The organism is Daejeonella sp. AP26 (assembly GCF_056680515.1).
Map to the genome: position 1 here is coordinate 4688469 of NZ_CM155286.1, position 21170 is coordinate 4709638.

15 protein-coding genes are annotated in these 21170 nt (G+C 42.9%); 12 read left to right on the top strand and 3 right to left on the bottom strand.

Features of this window, described 5'->3' with window-relative positions:
• The first annotated feature begins 8 nt into the window (after nt 1-8).
• From trhO to AC1MCB_RS20055, 12 genes are all read left to right on the top strand, one after another.
• Nucleotides 9-965, top strand: coding sequence for an oxygen-dependent tRNA uridine(34) hydroxylase TrhO (trhO, locus tag AC1MCB_RS20000; RefSeq protein WP_479966494.1), 957 nt, complete (start codon nt 9-11; stop codon nt 963-965).
• A 198-nt stretch (nt 966-1163) separates the two neighbouring features.
• Nucleotides 1164-3152: an LTA synthase family protein gene (locus AC1MCB_RS20005; protein WP_479966495.1), complete on the top strand. Its 1989-nt coding sequence runs from the start codon at nt 1164-1166 to the stop codon at nt 3150-3152.
• Between the two features lie 139 nt (nt 3153-3291).
• Nucleotides 3292-5016: a family 43 glycosylhydrolase gene (locus tag AC1MCB_RS20010; RefSeq protein ID WP_479966496.1), complete on the top strand. Its 1725-nt coding sequence runs from the start codon at nt 3292-3294 to the stop codon at nt 5014-5016.
• Nucleotides 5017-5113: 97 nt separating this feature from the next.
• Nucleotides 5114-7393 (top strand): beta-glucosidase BglX, encoded by a 2280-nt coding sequence (bglX, locus tag AC1MCB_RS20015; RefSeq protein WP_479966497.1) that lies wholly within the window; start codon nt 5114-5116, stop codon nt 7391-7393.
• A 109-nt stretch (nt 7394-7502) separates the two neighbouring features.
• Nucleotides 7503-7634 (top strand): hypothetical protein, encoded by a 132-nt coding sequence (locus AC1MCB_RS20020; protein ID WP_479966498.1) that lies wholly within the window; start codon nt 7503-7505, stop codon nt 7632-7634.
• A gap of 260 nt (nt 7635-7894) precedes the next feature.
• Entirely contained in the window at nt 7895-10912 is a 3018-nt protein-coding gene (locus AC1MCB_RS20025; RefSeq protein WP_479966499.1) for a SusC/RagA family TonB-linked outer membrane protein, read from the top strand.
• 9 nt (nt 10913-10921) lie between these two features.
• A complete protein-coding gene (locus AC1MCB_RS20030) occupies nt 10922-12406 on the top strand; it encodes a RagB/SusD family nutrient uptake outer membrane protein (RefSeq protein WP_479966500.1) in 1485 nt (494 codons plus the stop codon).
• A gap of 20 nt (nt 12407-12426) precedes the next feature.
• Nucleotides 12427-13260: a LamG domain-containing protein gene (locus AC1MCB_RS20035; protein ID WP_479966501.1), complete on the top strand. Its 834-nt coding sequence runs from the start codon at nt 12427-12429 to the stop codon at nt 13258-13260.
• An 88-nt stretch (nt 13261-13348) separates the two neighbouring features.
• A complete protein-coding gene (locus AC1MCB_RS20040) occupies nt 13349-15016 on the top strand; it encodes a glucoamylase family protein (RefSeq protein WP_479966502.1) in 1668 nt (555 codons plus the stop codon).
• A 38-nt stretch (nt 15017-15054) separates the two neighbouring features.
• Nucleotides 15055-16431, top strand: coding sequence for a glucoamylase family protein (locus AC1MCB_RS20045; RefSeq protein ID WP_479966503.1), 1377 nt, complete (start codon nt 15055-15057; stop codon nt 16429-16431).
• Nucleotides 16432-16435: 4 nt separating this feature from the next.
• A complete protein-coding gene (locus AC1MCB_RS20050; protein ID WP_479966504.1) occupies nt 16436-18193 on the top strand; it encodes a family 43 glycosylhydrolase in 1758 nt (585 codons plus the stop codon).
• A 46-nt stretch (nt 18194-18239) separates the two neighbouring features.
• Nucleotides 18240-19016 carry a carboxylesterase family protein gene (locus AC1MCB_RS20055; RefSeq protein WP_479966505.1) on the top strand — a complete coding sequence of 259 codons (777 nt, stop codon included), beginning with the start codon at nt 18240-18242 and terminating at the stop codon, nt 19014-19016.
• Nucleotides 19017-19069: 53 nt separating this feature from the next.
• Here AC1MCB_RS20055 and AC1MCB_RS20060 read toward each other — a convergent pair whose 3' ends face one another.
• From AC1MCB_RS20060 to AC1MCB_RS20070, 3 genes are all read right to left on the bottom strand, one after another.
• Entirely contained in the window at nt 19070-19291 is a 222-nt protein-coding gene (locus AC1MCB_RS20060) for a DUF2442 domain-containing protein (RefSeq protein ID WP_479966506.1), read from the bottom strand.
• A gap of 107 nt (nt 19292-19398) precedes the next feature.
• Nucleotides 19399-20124 carry a YebC/PmpR family DNA-binding transcriptional regulator gene (locus tag AC1MCB_RS20065; protein ID WP_479966507.1) on the bottom strand — a complete coding sequence of 242 codons (726 nt, stop codon included), beginning with the start codon at nt 20122-20124 and terminating at the stop codon, nt 19399-19401.
• A gap of 59 nt (nt 20125-20183) precedes the next feature.
• A complete protein-coding gene (locus AC1MCB_RS20070; RefSeq protein ID WP_479966508.1) occupies nt 20184-21128 on the bottom strand; it encodes an NAD-dependent epimerase/dehydratase family protein in 945 nt (314 codons plus the stop codon).
• Between the last annotated feature and the right edge of the window lie 42 nt (nt 21129-21170).

The following is a 21170-nucleotide window of genomic DNA, read 5'->3' on the forward strand; positions in this document are numbered from 1 at the left end:
AATGATTTATGATGAAATACCAAACCCTGCTGTACTATTGTTACAGCACCATAGAAAACGCGGAGCAATTTGCCGCGGAACACCTTCAATTTTGCAAATCGCTAAATCTGGTAGGCCGCATTATTGTAGCCGATGAAGGATTGAACGGAACGGTTTCCGGCACCGAGGAATCTTGTCAAATTTACATGGATGCGGTTCATACTGATCCTAGATTTGCAAAGACAGACTTCAAGGTTGATGAAGTTGCCGAACCTTCCTTTATAAAAATGCACTGTCGATATAAGTCGGAGATTGTTTACTCAGGCTTACGGAATCCACAGATCATTAACCCTCAGCACAAAACAGGAGTTCACCTTGAACCGGAAGAATTCATGAAAATGAAAGATCGGGATGATGTGGTGATCCTGGACGTACGTTCAAATTACGAGCATTCTGTTGGCCGCTTTAAAAATGCAGTTACGCTGGATATAGAGAATTTTCGTGAATTTCCGGACAAAATCAATGAGCTCGCTCAATTCAAGGATAAGACGATTCTGACCTATTGTACCGGGGGAATTAAATGCGAAAAAGCATCGGCTTTGTTACTCCATGAAGGGTTTAAAGATGTATACCAATTGCATGGCGGGATCATCAAATATGGCAAAGAGGCTGGGGGTAAAGACTTTGATGGTAAATGCTATGTATTTGATAACCGTTTGACTGTAGATGTCAATTCAGTTAATCCGGCAATTATCTCTCACTGTCGTAATTGTGGTGCTGCAACGGATAAGATGATCAATTGTGCCAATCCTGAGTGCAATGAGCATTTCACGCAGTGCGATGAATGCGGCGAACGTTTGGAGGGTGCATGTTCTAATCAGTGTAAGACGCATCCCCGGAAACGTGAATATGATGGTACCGGTTATTATGTAAAGGTTCCACAGCCTGTGAACACCAGAAAGCGAATTGTAACTGCCAACCTCTAATCTTTAATGTACCCGGTTTCTTTTGGGGGAAACTACCTATTTTAAACTTACTGGTATTATCTATTCTCTTTCAGAGCTGTAAGCCTTCAATTATTAATTAATTTATTCCACGTAAAAATAAAGTGTGTATACTTACTCAAGCTTATGCTGTCTGGTTGCAGAAATGCAAATTATTCGACTGACTGCCTTTAAGAATAAATGAGTAATAAACCTTCATCGTTAAATTTAGCTGCGCTTAAGACCTGGCGCGCGCTTAATACTTCTCCGATAATCAAGATTATTTATACGGCCATAGCCGTTTTTATCATCATGGTTATTATCAGGGGCAATATACTTGGGTTTGAATGGCGATCGCCCATTGCTTTAACAATGTATCTCCCCAAATCATTTTTATCATCCTTTTATGATTTCAGTTTTCTCCTGATTTTAACACTTTGCTTCGTGCTGTTGTCATCCCTTTTTAAAACGAAGCCAAGTTATCAGCAAGCGCTTTATTATCTTTTCGTTCTGGTCGCGCTAATGTCAGCCATTGCTGCTGTTCTGAATAAGCGGTCGATACGGATTATAGGTGGTCCGTTTAATTATCAGTGGCTATACTATTCTGATTTTATGGGGAGTGCGGATTCAAAAAACGCAATGCTTGCTAATGTTTCCTGGCAACTTTCCGCGAGGTGCTTCATTGTCGTTGTGCTAGTGCTCACCATGGCTAAACTTTTTTGGACACTTCATAGCCATTTTGTAAAGGGGTTGACAATTGATGTTAAGTATGCTTTTGTCATGCTTGGATTATTTACTTTGTGTTATTCGCTAACCTTCAACTGGTATAAAGAACGGCAGGTATGGCAGCAGAGTAAACTAGTTAATCCCGTCACTTTCTTTTTTAATTCTGTAGTATCCACTGACAAAAGTAATTTGCTCTTTTCGATGAAGATGCCTGGTAAGTTTGAAGATCTGCCGGATCCGTTGATAAAGCCTGGAATCAACGCTCCGGCACTGATAAAAAATGTAGTTTTTTTCGTCCTGGAATCGGTACCGGCGCAGTATCTTGATCAATATAGCGGGAAATATAATGTTACACCGGAGCTTAGTAAGCTAATGCCTAATTCGATGCTGTTTGAGAATGCATACGCACATTCACCGGCGACAAATAATTCGCTGGTATCTATCCTCGGCTCAATTTATCCTTGGATATCTTATAAAAGCCTCACCAGAGAATATCCGGATATCGAACTTAATTCTATTGGCAATCTTTTGAAAGAAAATGGATACCGGACAGCTTTCTTTAATTCGGGTGACCTGAAGTACCAAAAGGCCAATGAGTTTCTTCTTAATCAGGGTTTTGAGAAGGTTGATGATTTTGCCAGCCAATATTGCCGGGATAGGCAATTTATTGTACATGACAAGCGCTGGGAGAACCCAGACGGATCGGATGATGATTGCATAGTTGACGCTTTTGGTGATTGGATTGACCATGGGGAGCAAAAGCCATTCTTTGCGACCCTATGGAGCGTGCAAACACACTATCCCTATTTCTTTTCCGGAAAAGAAAAGGACTACAGAGTGCAAGATTCAGATTTTAATCGTTACCTGAACGCCTTGCGCCATACGGATGAAACGCTCGGAAAATTAATGGCTGCGTTAAGAGCTCGCGGCCTGGAGGAATCTACACTTGTGGTAATTGTGGGGGATCATGGTGAGGCATTCGGGCAGCATCAGCAATACACCCATGCTTCAAAGATCTATGAGGAAAATGTTCATGTGCCATTGATCTTCGTAAATAAGACCCTGTTTAATGGGGAAAGGAAGGGTATTGTTTCCGGTCAGATTGATATTGCACCAACGGTGGTGAACGTTCTTCGGCTACCCGTCGATAAACAGTGGCAGGGTCACAATTTGCTTTTTGAGAATCAGAATAAGAGAACATACTTTTTTGCTCCGTGGTCAGACTTTTTGTTTGGCTACCGTGAAGGCAGTAAAAAGTTTATTTACAATGCAACTCAGAACATCACAGAAGTCTACGATATAATCAAAGACCCTTATGAACAGTTAAATATTGTTAATGAACTTTCTTCGGATGACATTGCAAAAGTTCATAAGCGACTTGCACAGTGGATACAATATCAAGATATGTTTATCAAATCTTCAGTAAAAAAGTATGCGGTAGAGAGCAAGTTAACTGAGGACTGACGTATTCCTCATCCCAAAGACTGCACAATATTTACTAGTGCTAAAAGAGGGTAAAACAATTTCGAAGTAATTGGTTCTTATAAATGAAAGTGAAGTGACGCCTTGTTGGCTTGATTCACTTGAGAATTAACCGCAAGAAATGAGGAAATATTTATTAATGTGGGTGGCAATTGTTTTATTTTTCTCCACTGTACACGGCCAGTCAACTCAAATGAGCACCTATTGTAATCCCATTAATGTGGATTACACCTACATGATCTATAATTCAAATAATGATATTTCTTACCGTTCGGGTGCTGATCCGGCAGTAGTTAAGTTCAGAGACGAATATTATATGTTCGTAACCCGGTCAATGGGATACTGGCATTCCACAGATCTGCAAAATTGGTCGTTCATTACTCCCGAAAAATGGTACTTCCAGGGGTCGAATGCTCCTGCCGCTCATAACTACAAAGATTCGGTGTTGTATGTGACCGGCGATCCATCTGGCTCGATGAGCATCCTTTTTACAGATAATCCTAAAAAAGGAGATTGGAAAGCTGTTCCATCAATTTTGAATGATCTTCAGGATCCTGATCTGTTTATTGATGATGATGGCAAAGCCTATGTTTTTTGGGGCTCTTCCAATACATTTCCCATCCGTGCAAAGACTTTGAATAAGGATCTCCGTTTTCGGCCTTCCGAGAAAACGTATGAGTTGTTCAATCTTGATGGACAAAAACATGGTTGGGAAAGATTTGGTGAAAATCATTCTGATACTGTCTTGGGCGGATATATTGAGGGACCCTGGTTGACCAAGCACAATAATAAGTACTACATGCAGTACGCTGCTCCCGGCACAGAGTTTAACGTTTATGGTGACGGTGTTTACATGAGCGACTCCCCGCTTGGCCCCTATAAATATGCTCCCAATAATCCGGTTTTCTATAAGCCAGGAGGTTTCATGAACGGTGCCGGCCATGGCAGCACCGTCTTAGGTCCGCAGGATACTTACTGGCACTTCGCATCGATGGCCGTATCCATTAACGTTAACTGGGAGCGTCGCCTCGCAATGTTTCCTGCTTACTTTGACAAGGATGGGCTGATGTATTCTAACACATCATTTGGTGATTACCCGCATTATGCACCTGCGGTCCCGGGTAAGCAAGGCAAATTTACAGGTTGGATGCTGTTATCATATAACAAACCGGTAAAGGCATCCTCAGTAATGGAAATATATAAGGCAGAAAACGTAACTGATGAGAACGTTAAAACATTTTGGGTAGCCGCAAAGAATGATGATGAACAGTGGTTGGCAATAGATCTACTAAAACCCGGAAAAGTGCATGCTATTCAGCTTAATTATCATGATTATAAATCTAATTTATATGGAAGAGTTCCGGGGCTTTATCACCGTTACGTAATTGAAGGGTCAGATAACGGAAAGGACTGGCGTCCCCTGGTAAATCGTGCTAATAGCTTTAGAGATGTCCCGAACGATTACGTTGAACTTGGCACTCCGGAAACGGTACGCTATATTCGTTATAAAAATATTCATGTGCCTACCCCTAATCTTTCTATCTCAGGAATTCGGGTATTTGGACTGGGGGAAGGAAAGGCACCTTCAAGCGTGAAAGGTTTCAAAGTAAACCGGAAGAAAGATAGGCGCGACGCAATGATTAGCTGGGATAAGCAAGCAGGGGCACAGGGTTATAATATCCTTTGGGGGATTGCACGCGATAAATTATATAACTCATGGATGGTCTATGATGGAAATTCCCTGGAACTGAAAAGCCTGGGCATTGATCAGGGATATTACTTTTCTATTGAGACATTCAATGAGAATGGCATGTCCGGGAGAACTGCGCCAGTAAAAGTTGAATAATGTGGAGACACGATTGTGATTGATTCAAAAGGATATTAGCGTATCCGATACAAAGCGTTTCTTATTTAGTATATCCATTTAACTAAAGTATTTGACTATGAAATTTATAAAGATTTACCTGCTGTTATTAGTATTTGCCGCTACCGGTGCAATGGCGCAAGCTCCAGCAGATCCAAAGATGGATCGTTTCATTGCTGACCTGATGAAGAAAATGACTCTTGAGGAAAAGCTTGGACAGTTGAACTTGCCGGGAGCCGGAGATATAACCACCGGCCAGGCTTCGAGTTCGGATATAGCACAGAAAATAAAGGACGGCAAAGTTGGCGGTCTGTTCAATATTAAAACCGTTGAAAAAATAAGGGATGTTCAAAAGATAGCGGTAGAAAACAGCCGATTAAAAATACCCTTGATCTTTGGTATGGATGTGATCCATGGATACCAAACAATCTTTCCTATTCCACTTGGTCTTTCAAGCACCTGGGATATGACTTTGATAGAACAAAGTGCGAGGATTGCTGCTGTTGAAGCAAGTGCTGATGGCATTAACTGGACATTTTCGCCCATGGTGGATATCTCACGCGACCCACGGTGGGGCAGATTCTCTGAAGGCTCCGGCGAGGATCCTTATATCGGATCTCAGATTGCGAGAGCAATGGTAAAGGGCTATCAGGGGAATGATCTTTCTTTAAATAACACCATCTTGGCTTGCGTAAAACACTTCGCCCTTTACGGCGCAGCCGAAGGTGGCCGGGACTATAATACAACAGACATGAGCAGGGTGAGAATGTATAATGAATACTTCCCACCATATAGAGCAGCTGTAGATGCTGGTGTTGGAACTGTAATGACATCTTTCAATGAAATTGATGGTATTCCTGCCAGTGCTAATAAATGGTTGATGACGGATGTGCTTCGCAAAGAGTGGGGATTTGGCGGGATGGTTGTCACAGACTATACAGCAATTAATGAGATGATTGATCACGGGCTAGGTGATCTTAAAACCGTATCGGCACTAGCCTTAAAAGCCGGAGTGGATATGGACATGGTTGGTGAGGGATTTTTAACAACGTTAGGTACGTCATTAAAAGACGGTAAAGTCACCCAGCAGCAAATTGATCTGGCTTGCAAGAGAATATTGGAGGCAAAGTATAAGCTGGGATTGTTTGCTGATCCTTATCGCTATTGCGATGTGAAACGCAGTAAATCGGAGATTTTCACTGACGCTAATCGGAAAATTGCAAGGCAGACGGCTGCCCAATCATTTGTCCTGCTGAAAAACAACAACATCCTCCCTTTGAAAAAAGCAGGAACAATAGCCTTAATCGGCCCTTTGGCAAATGCTAAAAATAATATGTCAGGAACATGGAGCGTTGCTGCGGATAATGAAAAGTCAATATCTGTTTTGGCAGGGCTTCAGAGTGTAGCAGGTAACAAGGCTAAAATCTTATATGCGAAAGGTTCAAACCTAACGGCTGACAGTTTATTGGAAGAACGGGCAACCATGTTTGGCAAATCTCTTGGAAGAGATAAGCGGCCGGCAGGTATAATTCTAAAAGAAGCGTTAGATATCGCGAACAAGTCTGATGTTATCGTTGCTGCATTGGGTGAGTCAGCAGAAATGAGCGGGGAAAGCTCCAGTCGCACCGACATTGAGATTCCGGAAATTCAGAAGGATTTGTTGAAGGCTTTGCTGAAGACAGGCAAACCAGTAGTTTTAGTTTTATTTACCGGCCGTCCGCTCGCTTTGAAATGGGAAAGCGAAAATGTGCCCGCTATCTTGAACGTTTGGTTTGGTGGAACAGAGGCTGGAACTGCAATAGCGGATGTTATATTCGGTGATATAAATCCTTCAGGAAAACTGACTGCAACATTTCCACAGAATATCGGTCAGGTGCCCATATTTTATAATCACAAAAATACAGGCAGGCCTTTGCCGGATGGCAAATGGTTTCAGAAATTTCGCTCAAACTATTTAGATGTTTCCAATGATCCCCTATATCCCTTTGGTTATGGACTAAGTTATACCACCTTTAAATATGGTGATATTAAACTGAGCAAATCATCGTTCAAGCCAGGGGAAACCGTTACAGCGAGCGTATCAGTTACTAATTCGGGCTCCAGAGATGGGAAAGAAGTGGTGCAGCTTTATATACGTGATCTTGTAGGCAGCACCACTCGTCCCGTTAAAGAGTTAAAAGGTTTTCAAAAGATACTTCTTAAAGCTGGTGAATCAAAAAATGTAACCTTCAAAATATCGGAAGAAGACCTTAAGTTCTACAATAGTGATTTAAAGTTTGTGGCTGAACCGGGCGATTTCACATTGTTTATAGGCACTAATAGCAGGGATTTAAAGGAAATCGCTTTCACACTGCAGTAGCGGGTTGCAAAGTTGAAGATGTAATGAAAAAGCTCCTTCTAATTTTGTTTCGATCCCTTTTCTTGGTCTGCAGGCTCTGCAGAAGAAGACCAGCGTCAAAGCTAAACAGATGAATAGCATCTACATCCTTGCGGATGATCACCGGTATGGTGCTATGGGATTTATGAATTTAATTAAGGGCTTGCAGGCACCTGCTATAGATGGCGGCGGAAGGGGTAAAACGGATTGCAAACTCCGTTGAAGTAGCCCGTTAACATACGTTTTGATAACCGGTTCGATCAAACTTGAACGATATTTAGAATCACTGATCTAATCTGTCTTTTAATCTATTACTCCTGTCTGAGGTAACTAATTCTCCAGGAGCCGATATCTTCTAACCTAAAATATCGTTCAGGTTAGCTGAAACAAATCGCCGCGTAAACCCTTTATGCATCATGGGAAATACAGAGTTGCAAATTATTCTTATTTCTTTGGTAAATTTATATATCTAAACCAATCGTTATGAAGAGATTATTTACTTTCATTACGTCTGCGGTACTATTTCTCACCATCTTAACTAATGTACTTTTTGCCCAGGAAGCGATTTCTGTTTCAGGCAAAGTAACTGATGCTGCAACAAGCGAAAGCTTAATTGGGGTAACAGTAGCTGTTAAGGGAACAACACAGGGAGTAACCACAAACGTAGACGGCGCTTACACAATTAAGGTGCCCGCAAATGCAACACTAACTTTTTCTTACCTGGGGTATACTACGGTAGATATTCCGGTAAATGGTCGCACCACCGTGGACGTTCAGCTAAAGGCTTCTTCGGAAGTTTTGGAGCAGGTGGTGGTGGTTGGATATGGTACCCAGCGCAAAGTTGACGTGACGGGTTCTGTGGCAACGGTTAAAGGTGAAGATATTTCAAAACAAGCCTCGGTTAATCCGGTGAGTGCCTTACAGGGGAAAGTTGCGGGTGTAAACATTACCAACAGTGGAGCTCCCGGCTCCTCTCCGCAAATAACCATACGTGGTACAGGTACCATTTTCGGAAATACAGGTGTTCTGTATGTGGTTGATGGGGTCTGGTATGATGAAATTAGTTTTTTAAACCCTTCAGATATTGAAAGCTTGAGTATATTAAAAGATGCTTCAAGTCAATCGATTTACGGGATAAGGGCTGCAAATGGGGTTGTTTTGGTTTCGACCAAAAAAGGCAAGGCAGGCACTGCGTCAATTAACTATAACGGATATGTTGGTTACCAAACGGTCACAAATCCAATAGAAATGACCAATGCTGCCGAGTATGCTACGATTATTAACGAGTTATCGGTATCGAATGGAAGTCCGCCATTATTTGCCGATCCGACGAGTTTTGGCGAAGGTACCAATTGGTACAACCAAGTTTTAAGGGACGCAATGGTTAACAATCACCAGGTATCAATCACCGGAGGCACTGAAAAAACCAGTTATAATTTTTCTCTTGGGTTTTTAGATCAGGACGGTATTGTTAAAACGAATAATTATAAACGGTATACCGGCAAATTAACAAACGATTTCCAGGTATTGAATCCGTTAAAGATAGGATATAGTGTTACGGGGACGGCAAGCACGTCAGATGATATTAATAGTGGGATATTTCGCCAATTGTATTCCGCCGGGCCGGTAGTCCCTGTCTATTATTCAGATGGTACTTACGGTGATGCGAACGACTTCAACTTAGGGGGCGGCAACAATTTTAACCCCCAGGTTACCCTTGACTTTTTTAATCAGATATCTAAAAACTACCGGGTAACCGGAAATGTTTTTGCCGAATTATCCTTCGCCAAAAACTTTGTTTTTAAAACTACAGCAGGTGGGGAGTTTGGTCAGGCAGAAGTAAGAAGCTATAATCCGGTTTATCGGGCCACGCAAGGCCAGCAAAATGATATAAGCAGACTAGGGGTAAACCGAGATGAAGCCAGGAACTGGATTATTGAAAATACCCTTACTTACAAAAATGTTTTTGGCGACCATAACCTAACTCTTTTGGCAGGTCAAACTGCACAGAAGAGGAAATCTTATTTCATCAATTCGAGTGCCCAGAACGTACCTTTCTCCAGAGAAGGTGATTTGTACCTTACCTTGGGCGATGCTGCCGGACGAAATGTAACTGACGGCGGAACCTTACAAACCTTTTCTTCCTATTTCGGTCGTATAAATTATTCCTTCAAGGCTAAATACTTGTTAAACGCGTCTTTACGGGCTGATGCAGCTTCGCAATTTTATGGCGGCGGCGATCTTTGGGGTTACTTTCCTTCAGTAGGTGCCGGATGGGTAATTTCCAATGAGGATTTTATGAAAGATCAAACGTTCGTCACGGATTTGAAATTACGCGGAAGCTGGGGTAAAGTAGGTAACGCAGGGGTACCCGTAAATCCAACGACTTTACTGGTTAACCAGGGTCCGACTTATATCGCATTCTTTAACGGCGTAGCTTACACCGGTGCCAACGTTAATTCAATTGTGCCCTCATTCTTAAACTGGGAGCGGACCGTAGGTACTGATGTTGGTTTAGAGGCGGGATTTTTAAACAACCGCTTGCATATCGAAGCGGATTTTTACAACAAGAAAACTGAGCAGGCGATATTTGCGATTCCGATTTTATCTTCCGTAGGTACAGGTTCCGGCTCCCTAATCGGCAATCAGGCCGATTTTCAAAACCGGGGTTTTGAATTCGTCGCCTCATATAATGATAAGACTGCAAATGGGTTTACATATTCAATAGGTGGTAACATCGGCATTAATGATAATAAAATCATTTCTGTTGTAACCGGTCAAAACCCTATATATGCTGGCGGTGCCGGAATTGCTAATGGTGCTTTGGCAACACGCACTGTTCTCGATGGTTCGATCGGCGAATTTTACGGTTATCAGGTTGAAGGCATTTTCCAAACTGCCGCTGAAATTGCTAGCTCCGCGCAGATAAATGCGAAACCTGGTGATTTTAGATATTCAGACCGAAACAATGATGGTATTATTGATGGTAAGGATAGAGTTACATTAGGAAACCCTAACCCTAAATACTCTTACGGAATCAATACCAATTTTGGCTATAAAAATTTCGATTTAACCCTAGACGTACAAGGAGTTGGGGGTGTAGATGTTTATAATGCTAATGTTTCGTTTCGTTTCGGTAATGAGAATTTTAGCAAAGATTTTTATGACAACCGCTGGCGTGGCGCAGGAACATCTAATACTTATCCTTCCGCTAACGTTGGTTCAACAAGTAACGCGGCACCCAACTCATTCTATGTGGAAAGCGGTGCTTACATCAGGTTGAGAAACGTGCAGTTGGGGTACACGCTGCCAGCACCTTTATTGACTAAAATGAAGATGAAACAGGTTAGGGTATTTGTTGATTCTCAAAATCCAGTTAATATTTTTGATTACAAGGGTTTCAGCCCTGAAGTCGGAGGCACGCCTACTAATGCGGGTATTGACGCCAGTGTTTATCCATTGTCTGCCACTTACCGATTTGGGGTTAATGTTACTTTTTAAATTATAGCGATGGAAAGAATTAAGAATTTTTATATACGAAACATTGCCTTAATGGTATTAAGTTCAATGCTCTTTGTACTATCTGCATGCAAGAAGGATTTTTTGAATGCGGATCCGCAGGCACAGCAGCCTGCAGTTACTTTTTGGCAATCACCGGATGATGCTGCCAAAGCAGTCAATTCAATTTACGGAAACTTAAGGAGTTGGGAAAATGTAGCCTTTGCTGCCATAGCGGTAGAAAGCATAGGGTCTGATGAAGCCGAAAAAGGAAGTTCTCCCAATGACGCTAGTTTCTTCAATAATTACGACAATTTCACCGTTACTTCAACCGATGGCCAGTTGGGCGGTTTTTGGACAGGCCAATATCAGAATATTAATCTCTGTAATCAGGTTTTAGATAACATACCCGCCATTAGCATGGATGCCAATTTAAAGGCTCAATATTTGGCTGAAGCAAAGTTTTTAAGAGCATATTCATACTTTCGTCTAGTTCGTGCTTTCGGGGATGTTCCTTTGCGGCTAAGTGTCCCCAAAGATGCTACGGAGTTTAACATTCCGCGCACACCGAAAGCGGAAGTATACGCTGCCATTGAGAAAGACCTTGAGGAGGCAGCAGCTGTTTTGCCTCAGTCTTATCCTGCCACCGGGATAGGGAGGGCCACTAAGGGAGCTGCTTTGGCTTTACACGCCAAAGTGTCTATGTACCAGCAAAAATGGGCTCAGGTGCTTTCCTTAACCAATACCGTCATGACCCTGGGTTATGACCTCTTTCCAAACTACGAGCAGCTGTTCAGAACGAATAACGAAAACAACATTGAATCCATATTTGAGATTCAATGTGAAATACTACCAGGCAATAGCGCTGCCTCTAATTCACAGTATAGCCAGGTACAGGGTGTACGCGGGAGTACAGGGGGGGGCTGGGGCTTTAATGTGCCAACGGCAGAGCTTGCTGAATCTTATGAACCAGGCGATCCCCGACGGGATGCAACGATTGTTTTCAGAGGGGAAACCACTCCTCAGGGTGATCCTATTCCGGCTAGCGGAGACAATCCCAGGTACAATCAGAAATCGTATGTTCCTTTTAGTTTATTTGTATCTGGATTCAACGAAGGTGCCCAGCAGAATATAAGGGTACTTCGTTTTGCCGATGTATTATTGATGAATGCTGAAGCAGCAAACGAATCCGGTGACCCTACGCTTGCTTTGTCGTCATTGAATAGGGTGCGTGCACGGGCCAGAGGTTCCAACCCCGCTATCTTGCCAAATGTGACAACCACCGATAAAGCTGCACTTCAAGCCGCTATCTGGGATGAACGGCAAGCTGAATTGGCTATGGAATTTGATCGTTATTTTGATGTAATACGCCAGGGACGGGCTGCTGCGATTTTTGGCCCTAAGGGCTGGAAGCCGAACAAGAATGAAGTTTGGCCGATTCCACAAACGGAGATTGATTTAAGTGCCGAGGTCTTGACTCAAAATACTGGTTACTAAACGTTCTAAAATCTAAGGAAATGAGATTCAAATTAAATATAATCCTTTGTGTTGCAGCTGTGACCTTAAGCATATCTTCCTGTCAGGAGGAGTTTGATCCGGCGAGCTATGCACCCGAACTAAACATCGGAGGATATACGAGTGCAAAACAAGTTGCTACTACCAGTTTGGTAGGCTATTGGGCATTCGATGAAAGTCTGGTCGATAGTATATCTAATACTGCAGGTGAAAACACAGGGACAAGTTTTACTTCGGGTGTTAAGGGCATGTCTTTACAGGGCGCTTTAAACAGTTATGTAACAACAACCCCCGGTACCGCCATTACGTCGTTAAATAGCTTTACAGTGACATGCTGGGTAAAAACCCCAGTCCCTTCAACAGGTATAATAGGATTGTTCAGCCTGTCAAACACTACTGAATTCTGGGGAAATATTGAAATGTTCATAGAAAACGGGAGTACTAACGAAAACGGAAAATTGAGACTTCATATTAATAACGGGAGCGGAGATAAGACATACGCTGCAGATAATGTATTGAACCTTTTTGATAAATGGGTTGGATTAGCCGTTTCATACGATGCGACAACTTCAATGATTAAGCTGTATGTGAATGGCTCAAGGGTTAGTTCAGGGTCAATTGCCGGAATGACAGGGCCATTGAATTTCGCCAATTCCGGCAAAATTGTGTTTGGTACAACCCAGTTTCAAACTACACCCAGCCAAACTTCGGCAACCGGTAAACAAGATTGGGCTAGTTATTTAACCGGTCAGTTAGATGAATTCAGAATATATAATAAGGCGCTTACGGATGAAGAAGTGGGTGCTCTAGGAAAATTAGAAGGTCGCGGGAAGTAGACCTGTTATTACCTTTAATAATCTTAGTTTAGGCAATTAAATAAAGATGAGGGTTGTCAATTGTGGCAACCCTTATTAATTTGAAGTGATGACTAAAGTCCGTTCCTGTTTAATACTAATCGCATTTCTTTTTTGGAGTTGTCAAAAAGAGATCAAGCCTGAGCCCATAGATTCGGGTTCTGTAATAACCTATTCCTTTTCAAGCTTGAAAGTAAACGGTACTTTCAACGGTTTCATATATCACGGCTTAAACAGCCGTCCGGTTATTAAGATAACCTTTTCCTCACCCATCGACGCTACTTCAATTCCAGCGAGTGTGACCCTAACTGATCCTTCAGGAATCACAGCATCTTTCAGTTCAGCTTTAGAGAAGAATGACAGCACGGTTGTGATTACACCCTCTGTAGCTCTGCCGGCCATAACAAAGCATACGTTAAACGTATCCACAGGTCTGCTTTCTAAAACAGGCCGAAAATTACAAAGCAGTATAACAGTTAGTTTAATTACGGCCGTTAACGATGCAGACAAATTTGCACGCATCGCCGACGATGCCCTGCTTACTCTCGTTCAAAAGCAAACCTTTAAGTATTTCTGGGATTTTGGTCATCCTATAAGTGGCTTATCGCGTGAACGTGATACCTCAGGAGATCTGGTTACTACCGGTGGTTCTGGTTTCGGAATTATGGCTATAATAGTCGGCGCACACAGGCAGTTTGTAACAAGAGCGGAGGCACTGGCCCGTATGCAGAAAATAGTCAGGTTTTTAAAAACTGATGCCAAAAGATTTCATGGCGCTTTCCCTCATTGGCTCAATGGCGCCACGGGCGCAGTTATTCCCTTCAGTGCAAAAGATAACGGTGCCGATCTGGTTGAAACTGCCTACCTGATGCAGGGGCTACTAACAGCACGGCAATATTTCAACAACATGGATTCGGATGAATCCGCTTTAAGATCGGATATCAATCTCCTGTGGAATGAAGTCGATTGGAACTGGTTCAGGAAAAATAATGAGAACGTATTGTATTGGCACTGGAGTCCTGAATTCAACTGGGATATGAATCATAAAATTGAAGGTTGGAATGAAGCGCTCATCACTTACGTTTTAGCTGCATCATCCAATACTTCAGCAACTCCCAGGGCAGTTTACGATAATGGTTGGGCACGCAACGGGACAATGCTGAACGGTTCCCAATATTTTGGTCATCAGCTCCCGCTAGGTCCGCCCTCGGGAGGCCCCTTATTCTATGCGCATTACTCGTTTTTAGGAATCAACCCAAAAGGGCTTACAGATAGTTACGCCAATTATGGAAATCAAACTCTTTCCCATACCCTGATCAATTATAATTATTGTAAAGCGAATCCAAAGGGGTATATCGGCTACAGCGAAGTGTGCTGGGGTCTGACTGCAAGCGATGATATAAGCGGTTATCGGGTTCATGAGCCGACTGCTGACAATGGAGTTATTTCGCCCACTGCAGCATTATCCTCGTTTCCTTACACCCCCGATCAATCGATGGCAGCTCTTAAATTCTTTTACTACAAACTCGGTGACAAGATTTTTAAAGAATATGGCTTTACCGATGCATTTTCATTAACGGAGCCCTGGTTCGCCACTTCTTCCCTTGCGATTGACCAGGGACCTGCATTGATTATGATTGAGAATCACCGTAGTGGTTTGCTGTGGAATTTATTTATGAGTTGTCCGGAAGTAAAAAGAGGGATGAAAAATCTCGGTTTTAATAGCCCTAAACTTTAGTCGACAGAAGTTATTAATCGTGTGTTAAATTGTAGATTATGAGACGAATAGTATCTGTGATTTTGCTAAGCATGTTTTCTCTGACAGCAGTCAATGCTCAGAAGACAAGTATTAAAGCCACTCAGCCGGTTTTAATTAAGCCAGCCGGAATAATTAAAAATCTTTCAGACAGTGCTTTGCTGGACCAGGTGCAAAAACAGACCTTTCGTTATTTCTGGGATTTTGGACATCCGGTAAGTGGGATGGCCCGTGAACGAAGCAACGTGTCACCTGAGTATGGTAATGAGGTAGTCACCACCGGCGGTACAGGCTTTGGGATCATGGCCATCATTGTAGCTGTCGAAAGAGGCTGGATTACGCGTGAGCAAGCGGCAGCAAGAGTTCAGAAGATTGTCAATTTCCTGTGGAAAGCAGATATGTTTCATGGTGTTTTCCCGCATTGGTTAAACGGCGAAACAGGTAAAGTCATCCGCTTCAGCTCGAAGGATGATGGCGCTGACCTGGTGGAGACCTCATTCTTATTTCAGGGACTGATCTGTGCAAGACAATATTTTACTGCTAGTAACCAGGCGGAACAACAGATCCGGAATAAGATATTATGGATGTGGGAAGGGGTAGAATGGAACTGGCACACACAGGGCGGACAGAACGTTTTATACTGGCACTGGAGTCCGAACAACGGCTGGAGCATGAACCACCCCATTCGTGGCTACAATGAGTGTTTAATTACCTATGTGCTTGCCGCATCCTCTCCGAGATATGCTATCGAACCAAAGGTTTATCATGATGGCTGGACAAATAGCATCCATTTCCGCAACGAGCGTACGTTTTATAACACTAAATTGCCTTTGGGCTTTGATTACGGCGGTCCTCTATTCTTTGCGCATTATTCTTTCCTTGGACTGGATCCACGCGGACTCAAAGACAGGTATGCTAATTATTGGGAACAGAACAAAAGTCATACATTAATTAACCGCGCCTATGTTATAGATAATCCTAAACAGTTTTTGGGTTATTCTGCAAAAAGCTGGGGCCTCACTGCCAGCGATAGCCACGTCGGCTATGCGGCACATTCTCCGACAGAGGATCTGGGTGTCATTACGCCAACCGCTGCTCTTTCCTCTATGCCCTATACGCCTGAATTCTCAATGGAGGCGCTAAGGCATTTTTATTATGACAAGGGAAATAAGCTATGGAGTGAATATGGCTTTGTCGATGCGTTTAGTGAATCGAAAAACTGGGTTGCTAAGTCACATCTTGCCATAGATCAAGGGCCAATTATTGTGATGATCGAGAATTACCGGACGGGTTTATTATGGAAGCTGTTCATGAGCTCGCCGGATGTACAGAGAGGACTAAATCGCCTGGGCTTTGAAAGTCCCGCAATTAAAAAACCGGAAGTCCTAAAAAATTAGAATTATGAAACGGTTGCTTATAATCCTGCTGTTATTTTTGCTTAAGCCAGATACCGAGGCTTCAGCCCAGCATAAACAAAAGACTTATTGTAACCCAATCAACCTGGATTATGGTTACACACCCATTCCCAATTTCTCTGAGTGGGGCCGGCACAGGGCAACAGCTGATCCGGTAATTGTGACTTATAAGGATGATTATTATCTATTCTCAACAAACCAGTGGGGTTATTGGTGGAGCAGCGACATGCTGAACTGGAACTTCATCTCGAAGAAATTCCTTCGGCCATGGAATGAAGGTTATGACGAGTTGTGTGCTCCCGGTGTGGGCATCATTGGTGACACCATGGTTGTGTTCGGCTCAACGTATACCAAGGATTTCTCAGTCTGGATGAGTACTAATCCGAAGGCAAATGAATGGAAGCCTTTGGTAGATTCCTTTGATATCGGAGGCTGGGATCCCAGCTTTTTTACGGATGATGATGGAAAGGTTTATATGTATAACGGCAGCAGCAACCGGTTTCCCATGTATGGCGTGGAGCTCGATCGCAAAACCTTTCAGCCAAAGGGAACCCGCCAGGAGATGTATCTTCTGGAAAGCTGGCGTTATGGATGGCAACGCTTTGGGGAATATTTAGATGACACCTTTCTTGACGCATTCATAGAGGGTAGCCACATGACTAAGTACAATGGCAAATATTACTTGCAATACGGGGCGCCGGGAACAGAGTTTAGCGGTTATGCTGATGGGCTGGTGGTAGGCGATCATCCTTTAGGCCCATTCACAGCGGTAAGCGATCCGCTTAGTTATAAGTTGGGTGGGTTTATTAGAGGTGCTGGTCATGGAGCAACCTTTCAGGACCGTGACGATAAATATTGGCATATCAGTACCATGGTTGTCTCGGTAAAGAACACATTCGAAAGAAGGCTGGGTATCTGGCCCACCGGCTTCGACAAGGACAGCGTAATGTGGTGCAATACTGCGTTCGGCGATTATCCTCAGTATTTGCCTTCCGCCCGTTCAGGGGATAGCAACGCACCTTCCGGCCCGGGCTGGATGCTTCTCAATTATAAGAAGCCGGTTACAGTATCTTCTACTTTGGGGAGTTACAATGCAAACAATGCTGTTGATGAAATGATTAAAACTTACTGGAGTGCAGCGACTGCTAACAAGGGAGAGTATCTGCAAAGCGATCTCGGGCGTATGAGTACCGTGAATGCCATTCAAATTAACTATGCCGATCAGGATGTAGACAGTTCGTTTCTCGGAAAGTCTGCAGGCGTCTATCACCGCTATAAACTATATTACTCAACTGACGGAAAGAATTGGAAAATACTGAAAGACAAAAGCAACAACAGAAAAGATGTTCCGCACGATTATGTTGAACTGGAAAAGCCCGTTCAAGCCAGATATGTGAAATTGGAAAATATTCAGATGCCTACCGGTAAATTTGCTATCAGTGGTTTACGCGTTTTCGGCAATGGTAACGGTGCCAAGCCAAAAGCAGTGAATCAATTTATGGTGTTGCGTACAGAGAAGGACAAAAGAAGCGCATACATCAAGTGGAGTCCTGTTGATAATGCTTTCGCTTACAATATATATTACGGCACTCATCCGGATAAATTATATAATTGCATAATGGTGCATGACTTTAATGAATACTGGTTTAAGTCAATGGACAGTAAAAAACCGTACTATTTCACTATTGAGGCCATAAACGAAAACGGGGTTTCCACGCGCCGACAGGTACTTAAAGCCGATTAGGAAACAAATAGCAAAGATTAGAAAGGGCAATCTTAACTAAAGAATTATGAGGAACCTGTTCATTTTTATTTTTCTGATCATACCAGCTTTTTCAGCATGTGCTCAAACATTGGATGAATACAAAGCCGAGACTTTTATCAAGGGGAACGATACTCTATTATACCGTGTTTTGATGCCTGTCAACTTTAATCCGGAAATGGAATACCCGGTGGTATTTGTTTTACACGGCTCCGGTGAGCGGGGAAATGATAACGTGGCCCAGCTAACACATGGAAGTCAACCTTTCCTGGATAGCATGGTCCGCGAAAAATTTCCAGCGATTATTGTCTTTCCCCAATGTCCAACTAACAGCTACTGGTCAAATGTTGACATTGCGACGGTTAATGGGAAACGCACGTTTAGATTTGTGAAAGGGGGGAAACCAACTTCTGCAATGAGATCACTAATGAGACTGGTTGAAGATTTTGAAGATAGACCATACACGGATGACGACCGGCTTTATGTTGGCGGATTATCGATGGGCGGCATGGGGACATTCGAAATCCTTCGTAGGATGAAAGGCGAGTTTGCGGCAGCCTTCCCTATCTGTGGTGGCGATAACCCTAAAAACGTTAAAAAGTATAAGAGTATTCCTCTATGGGTATTTCATGGGGCTAAAGACGATATTGTTCCCCCGGAACATTCACAAATAATTGTAGATGCCTTAAAAACCGCAGGTTCAAACGTGAAATTCACCCTTTATCCGGAAGCAAACCACAACAGTTGGGATCAAGCGTTCGCTGAACCTCAGCTATTGCCATGGCTATTTTCCCAAAAAAAGTAGTACCCTGTTTGCTAATTGATAAACAGGCGGGCAATGTATTCTTCGTGCAACAATTAAAAATCTATATCGGTATCCAGTTTATTCCAATGGATACCTGAGCCGTCAGGTTTCATTTCCCAGTCTGCCCGTTCTTCATCAGTTGCATTGAGCAACTTTGGATGCCAGTCAAGAGGGTAGGCAACATCTTTCCCATTGTCGATCCTGACAAAAAGTAATCCTTTTTGAAATTTTATCTCAACTGGTTTTTGTTGCTTTCTCGATGTAAATAGTGCCATGTTAATAAGCCAATATGTTATCTGTAATTGTGTTGGTAGATAATCGCTGATAATCAGACCTGATAGCTGGGTGCTGATACCTGACAGCTCACCTCATACCTGAAAGCTTATTCAGCCATATTATGATAAACAGCCTGTACATCATCATCATCTTCCATTTTATCAAGGAGCTTTAATACATCTGCAGCTTGTTCTTCAGTAACTTTGGTGGTCGATTGAGGAACACGCTCCAGCTTTGCGCTGATGACTGTCAGGCCTTTTTCCTCCAGGGATTTTTGCATTTTGCCGAAATCTTCAAAAGACGTGTGAATTACTCCAATATCTTTCCCTTCTTCATCCTCCTCAACATACAAATCTTCTAATCCGGCATCGATAAGCTCAAATTCCAGTTCTTCCAGATCAAGATCGCCTGGCTCAAAGCGAAACACCGATTTGCGGGTGAAAATAAAATCTAAAGAACCGGTCTTACCCAGCGAGCCCCCTGTTTTCGTAAAATAGCTCCGTACGTTAGCGACCGTCCGGTTGGTGTTATCTGTAGCCGTTTCAACAAGAATGGCCACGCCGTGGGGCGCATATCCTTCGTAAACTATCTCTTCGTAGTTGCTCTCGTCTTTATTTGATGCCCTTTTAATAGCTGCCTCGACACGGTCTTTAGGCATATTTACAGCTTTGGCATTCTGCATGACTGTACGTAACCAGGAGTTAGTCTCAGGATTGCCACCTCCTGATTTTACGGCCATAACGATCTCTTTTCCAAGGCGCGTAAACTGGACCGCCATCTTTGCCCAGCGCTTAAATTTTCTTTCTTTACGGAATTCGAATGCTCTTCCCATTACTATATGTAGTGATTATAATTAACGATCTAATTGCCAGTTTGATGATCTGGTCTGATTTATTTCTTCAAATTTTTCAACATGTCGCAGGTCAGTTTTGCGAGGTCGAATTCCAACTTCCAGTTCCAGTCTTTTTGAGCCTGAGAATCGTCGATGGACTGCGGCCAGCTGCTGGCAATCGCCTGTCGTGGGTCATGTTTAAGATAGCTCAACTTGAATTCGGGGATGTGCTTCCTGATTTCTGTAGCCAGGACTTCGGGAGTAAAGCTCACACCTGCAAAGTTATAACTGGAGCGGATGCTGATATTCTCAGAAGGGGCATCCATCAATTCGATAGTTCCGCGAATAGCATCTTCCATATACATCATGGGAAGTTCAGTCTCTGCAGAAAGGAATGAGGTGTAACTTGCTTTTTTTAATGCGTCATGAAAGATATGGATGGCATAGTCGGTGGTGCCACCACCCGGTGCAGCCTTCCAGCTAATTAAGCCTGGATAGCGGATGCTTCTGACGTCCAAACCGTATCTCTGAAAATAGTACTCGCACCAACGTTCTCCGGCAAGCTTACTAATACCGTATATCGTGTTCGGATCCATGATGCAATATTGCGGGGTATTTACTTTCGGGGAGTTAACTCCAAATGCCGCAATAGAACTCGGCCAGTAAACCTTATGGGTTTTATAAGCCAGGGCAAGGTCTAAAATATTCAGTAAACCGTTCATATTCAAATCCCAGGCAAGTTTTGGGTTCTGCTCTCCGGTTGCCGAAAGCAAAGCCGCTAATAGGTAAACTTGTGTGGGCTTGTATTTTTTGAAAATGCTATTGAGGATATCTTTTTCAAGAACATTGACAAATTCAAACGGTCCGGCATTCTTAATATCATAATCAGGTCGCCTGATGTCGCAAGCTATAACGTGATTCTCGCCGTGTATTTTTCGTAATTCTGTTACTAATTCTGTCCCAATCTGGCCGTTTGAGCCAATCACCAAAATAGTTTCTTTCATGCATTAGGTTTTGATCAAAGGTAAAAAAGTTTAAGATTTAAC

What these genes read in the sequence shown, in the direction of transcription:
- AC1MCB_RS20010 (WP_479966496.1), top strand. Translation starts at nt 3,292, where the DNA reads ATGAGGAAATATTTATTAATGTGGGTGGCAATTGTTTTATTTTTCTCC.
- AC1MCB_RS20020 (WP_479966498.1), top strand. Translation starts at nt 7,503, where the DNA reads ATGAATAGCATCTACATCCTTGCGGATGATCACCGGTATGGTGCTATG.
- trhO (WP_479966494.1), top strand. Translation starts at nt 9, where the DNA reads ATGATGAAATACCAAACCCTGCTGTACTATTGTTACAGCACCATAGAA.
- AC1MCB_RS20030 (WP_479966500.1), top strand. Translation starts at nt 10,922, where the DNA reads ATGGAAAGAATTAAGAATTTTTATATACGAAACATTGCCTTAATGGTA.
- AC1MCB_RS20035 (WP_479966501.1), top strand. Translation starts at nt 12,427, where the DNA reads ATGAGATTCAAATTAAATATAATCCTTTGTGTTGCAGCTGTGACCTTA.
- AC1MCB_RS20025 (WP_479966499.1), top strand. Translation starts at nt 7,895, where the DNA reads ATGAAGAGATTATTTACTTTCATTACGTCTGCGGTACTATTTCTCACC.
- AC1MCB_RS20005 (WP_479966495.1), top strand. Translation starts at nt 1,164, where the DNA reads ATGAGTAATAAACCTTCATCGTTAAATTTAGCTGCGCTTAAGACCTGG.
- AC1MCB_RS20040 (WP_479966502.1), top strand. Translation starts at nt 13,349, where the DNA reads ATGACTAAAGTCCGTTCCTGTTTAATACTAATCGCATTTCTTTTTTGG.
- bglX (WP_479966497.1), top strand. Translation starts at nt 5,114, where the DNA reads ATGAAATTTATAAAGATTTACCTGCTGTTATTAGTATTTGCCGCTACC.
- AC1MCB_RS20045 (WP_479966503.1), top strand. Translation starts at nt 15,055, where the DNA reads ATGAGACGAATAGTATCTGTGATTTTGCTAAGCATGTTTTCTCTGACA.
- AC1MCB_RS20070 (WP_479966508.1), bottom strand. Translation starts at nt 21,128, where the DNA reads ATGAAAGAAACTATTTTGGTGATTGGCTCAAACGGCCAGATTGGGACA.
- AC1MCB_RS20050 (WP_479966504.1), top strand. Translation starts at nt 16,436, where the DNA reads ATGAAACGGTTGCTTATAATCCTGCTGTTATTTTTGCTTAAGCCAGAT.
- AC1MCB_RS20065 (WP_479966507.1), bottom strand. Translation starts at nt 20,124, where the DNA reads ATGGGAAGAGCATTCGAATTCCGTAAAGAAAGAAAATTTAAGCGCTGG.
- AC1MCB_RS20055 (WP_479966505.1), top strand. Translation starts at nt 18,240, where the DNA reads ATGAGGAACCTGTTCATTTTTATTTTTCTGATCATACCAGCTTTTTCA.
- AC1MCB_RS20060 (WP_479966506.1), bottom strand. Translation starts at nt 19,291, where the DNA reads ATGGCACTATTTACATCGAGAAAGCAACAAAAACCAGTTGAGATAAAA.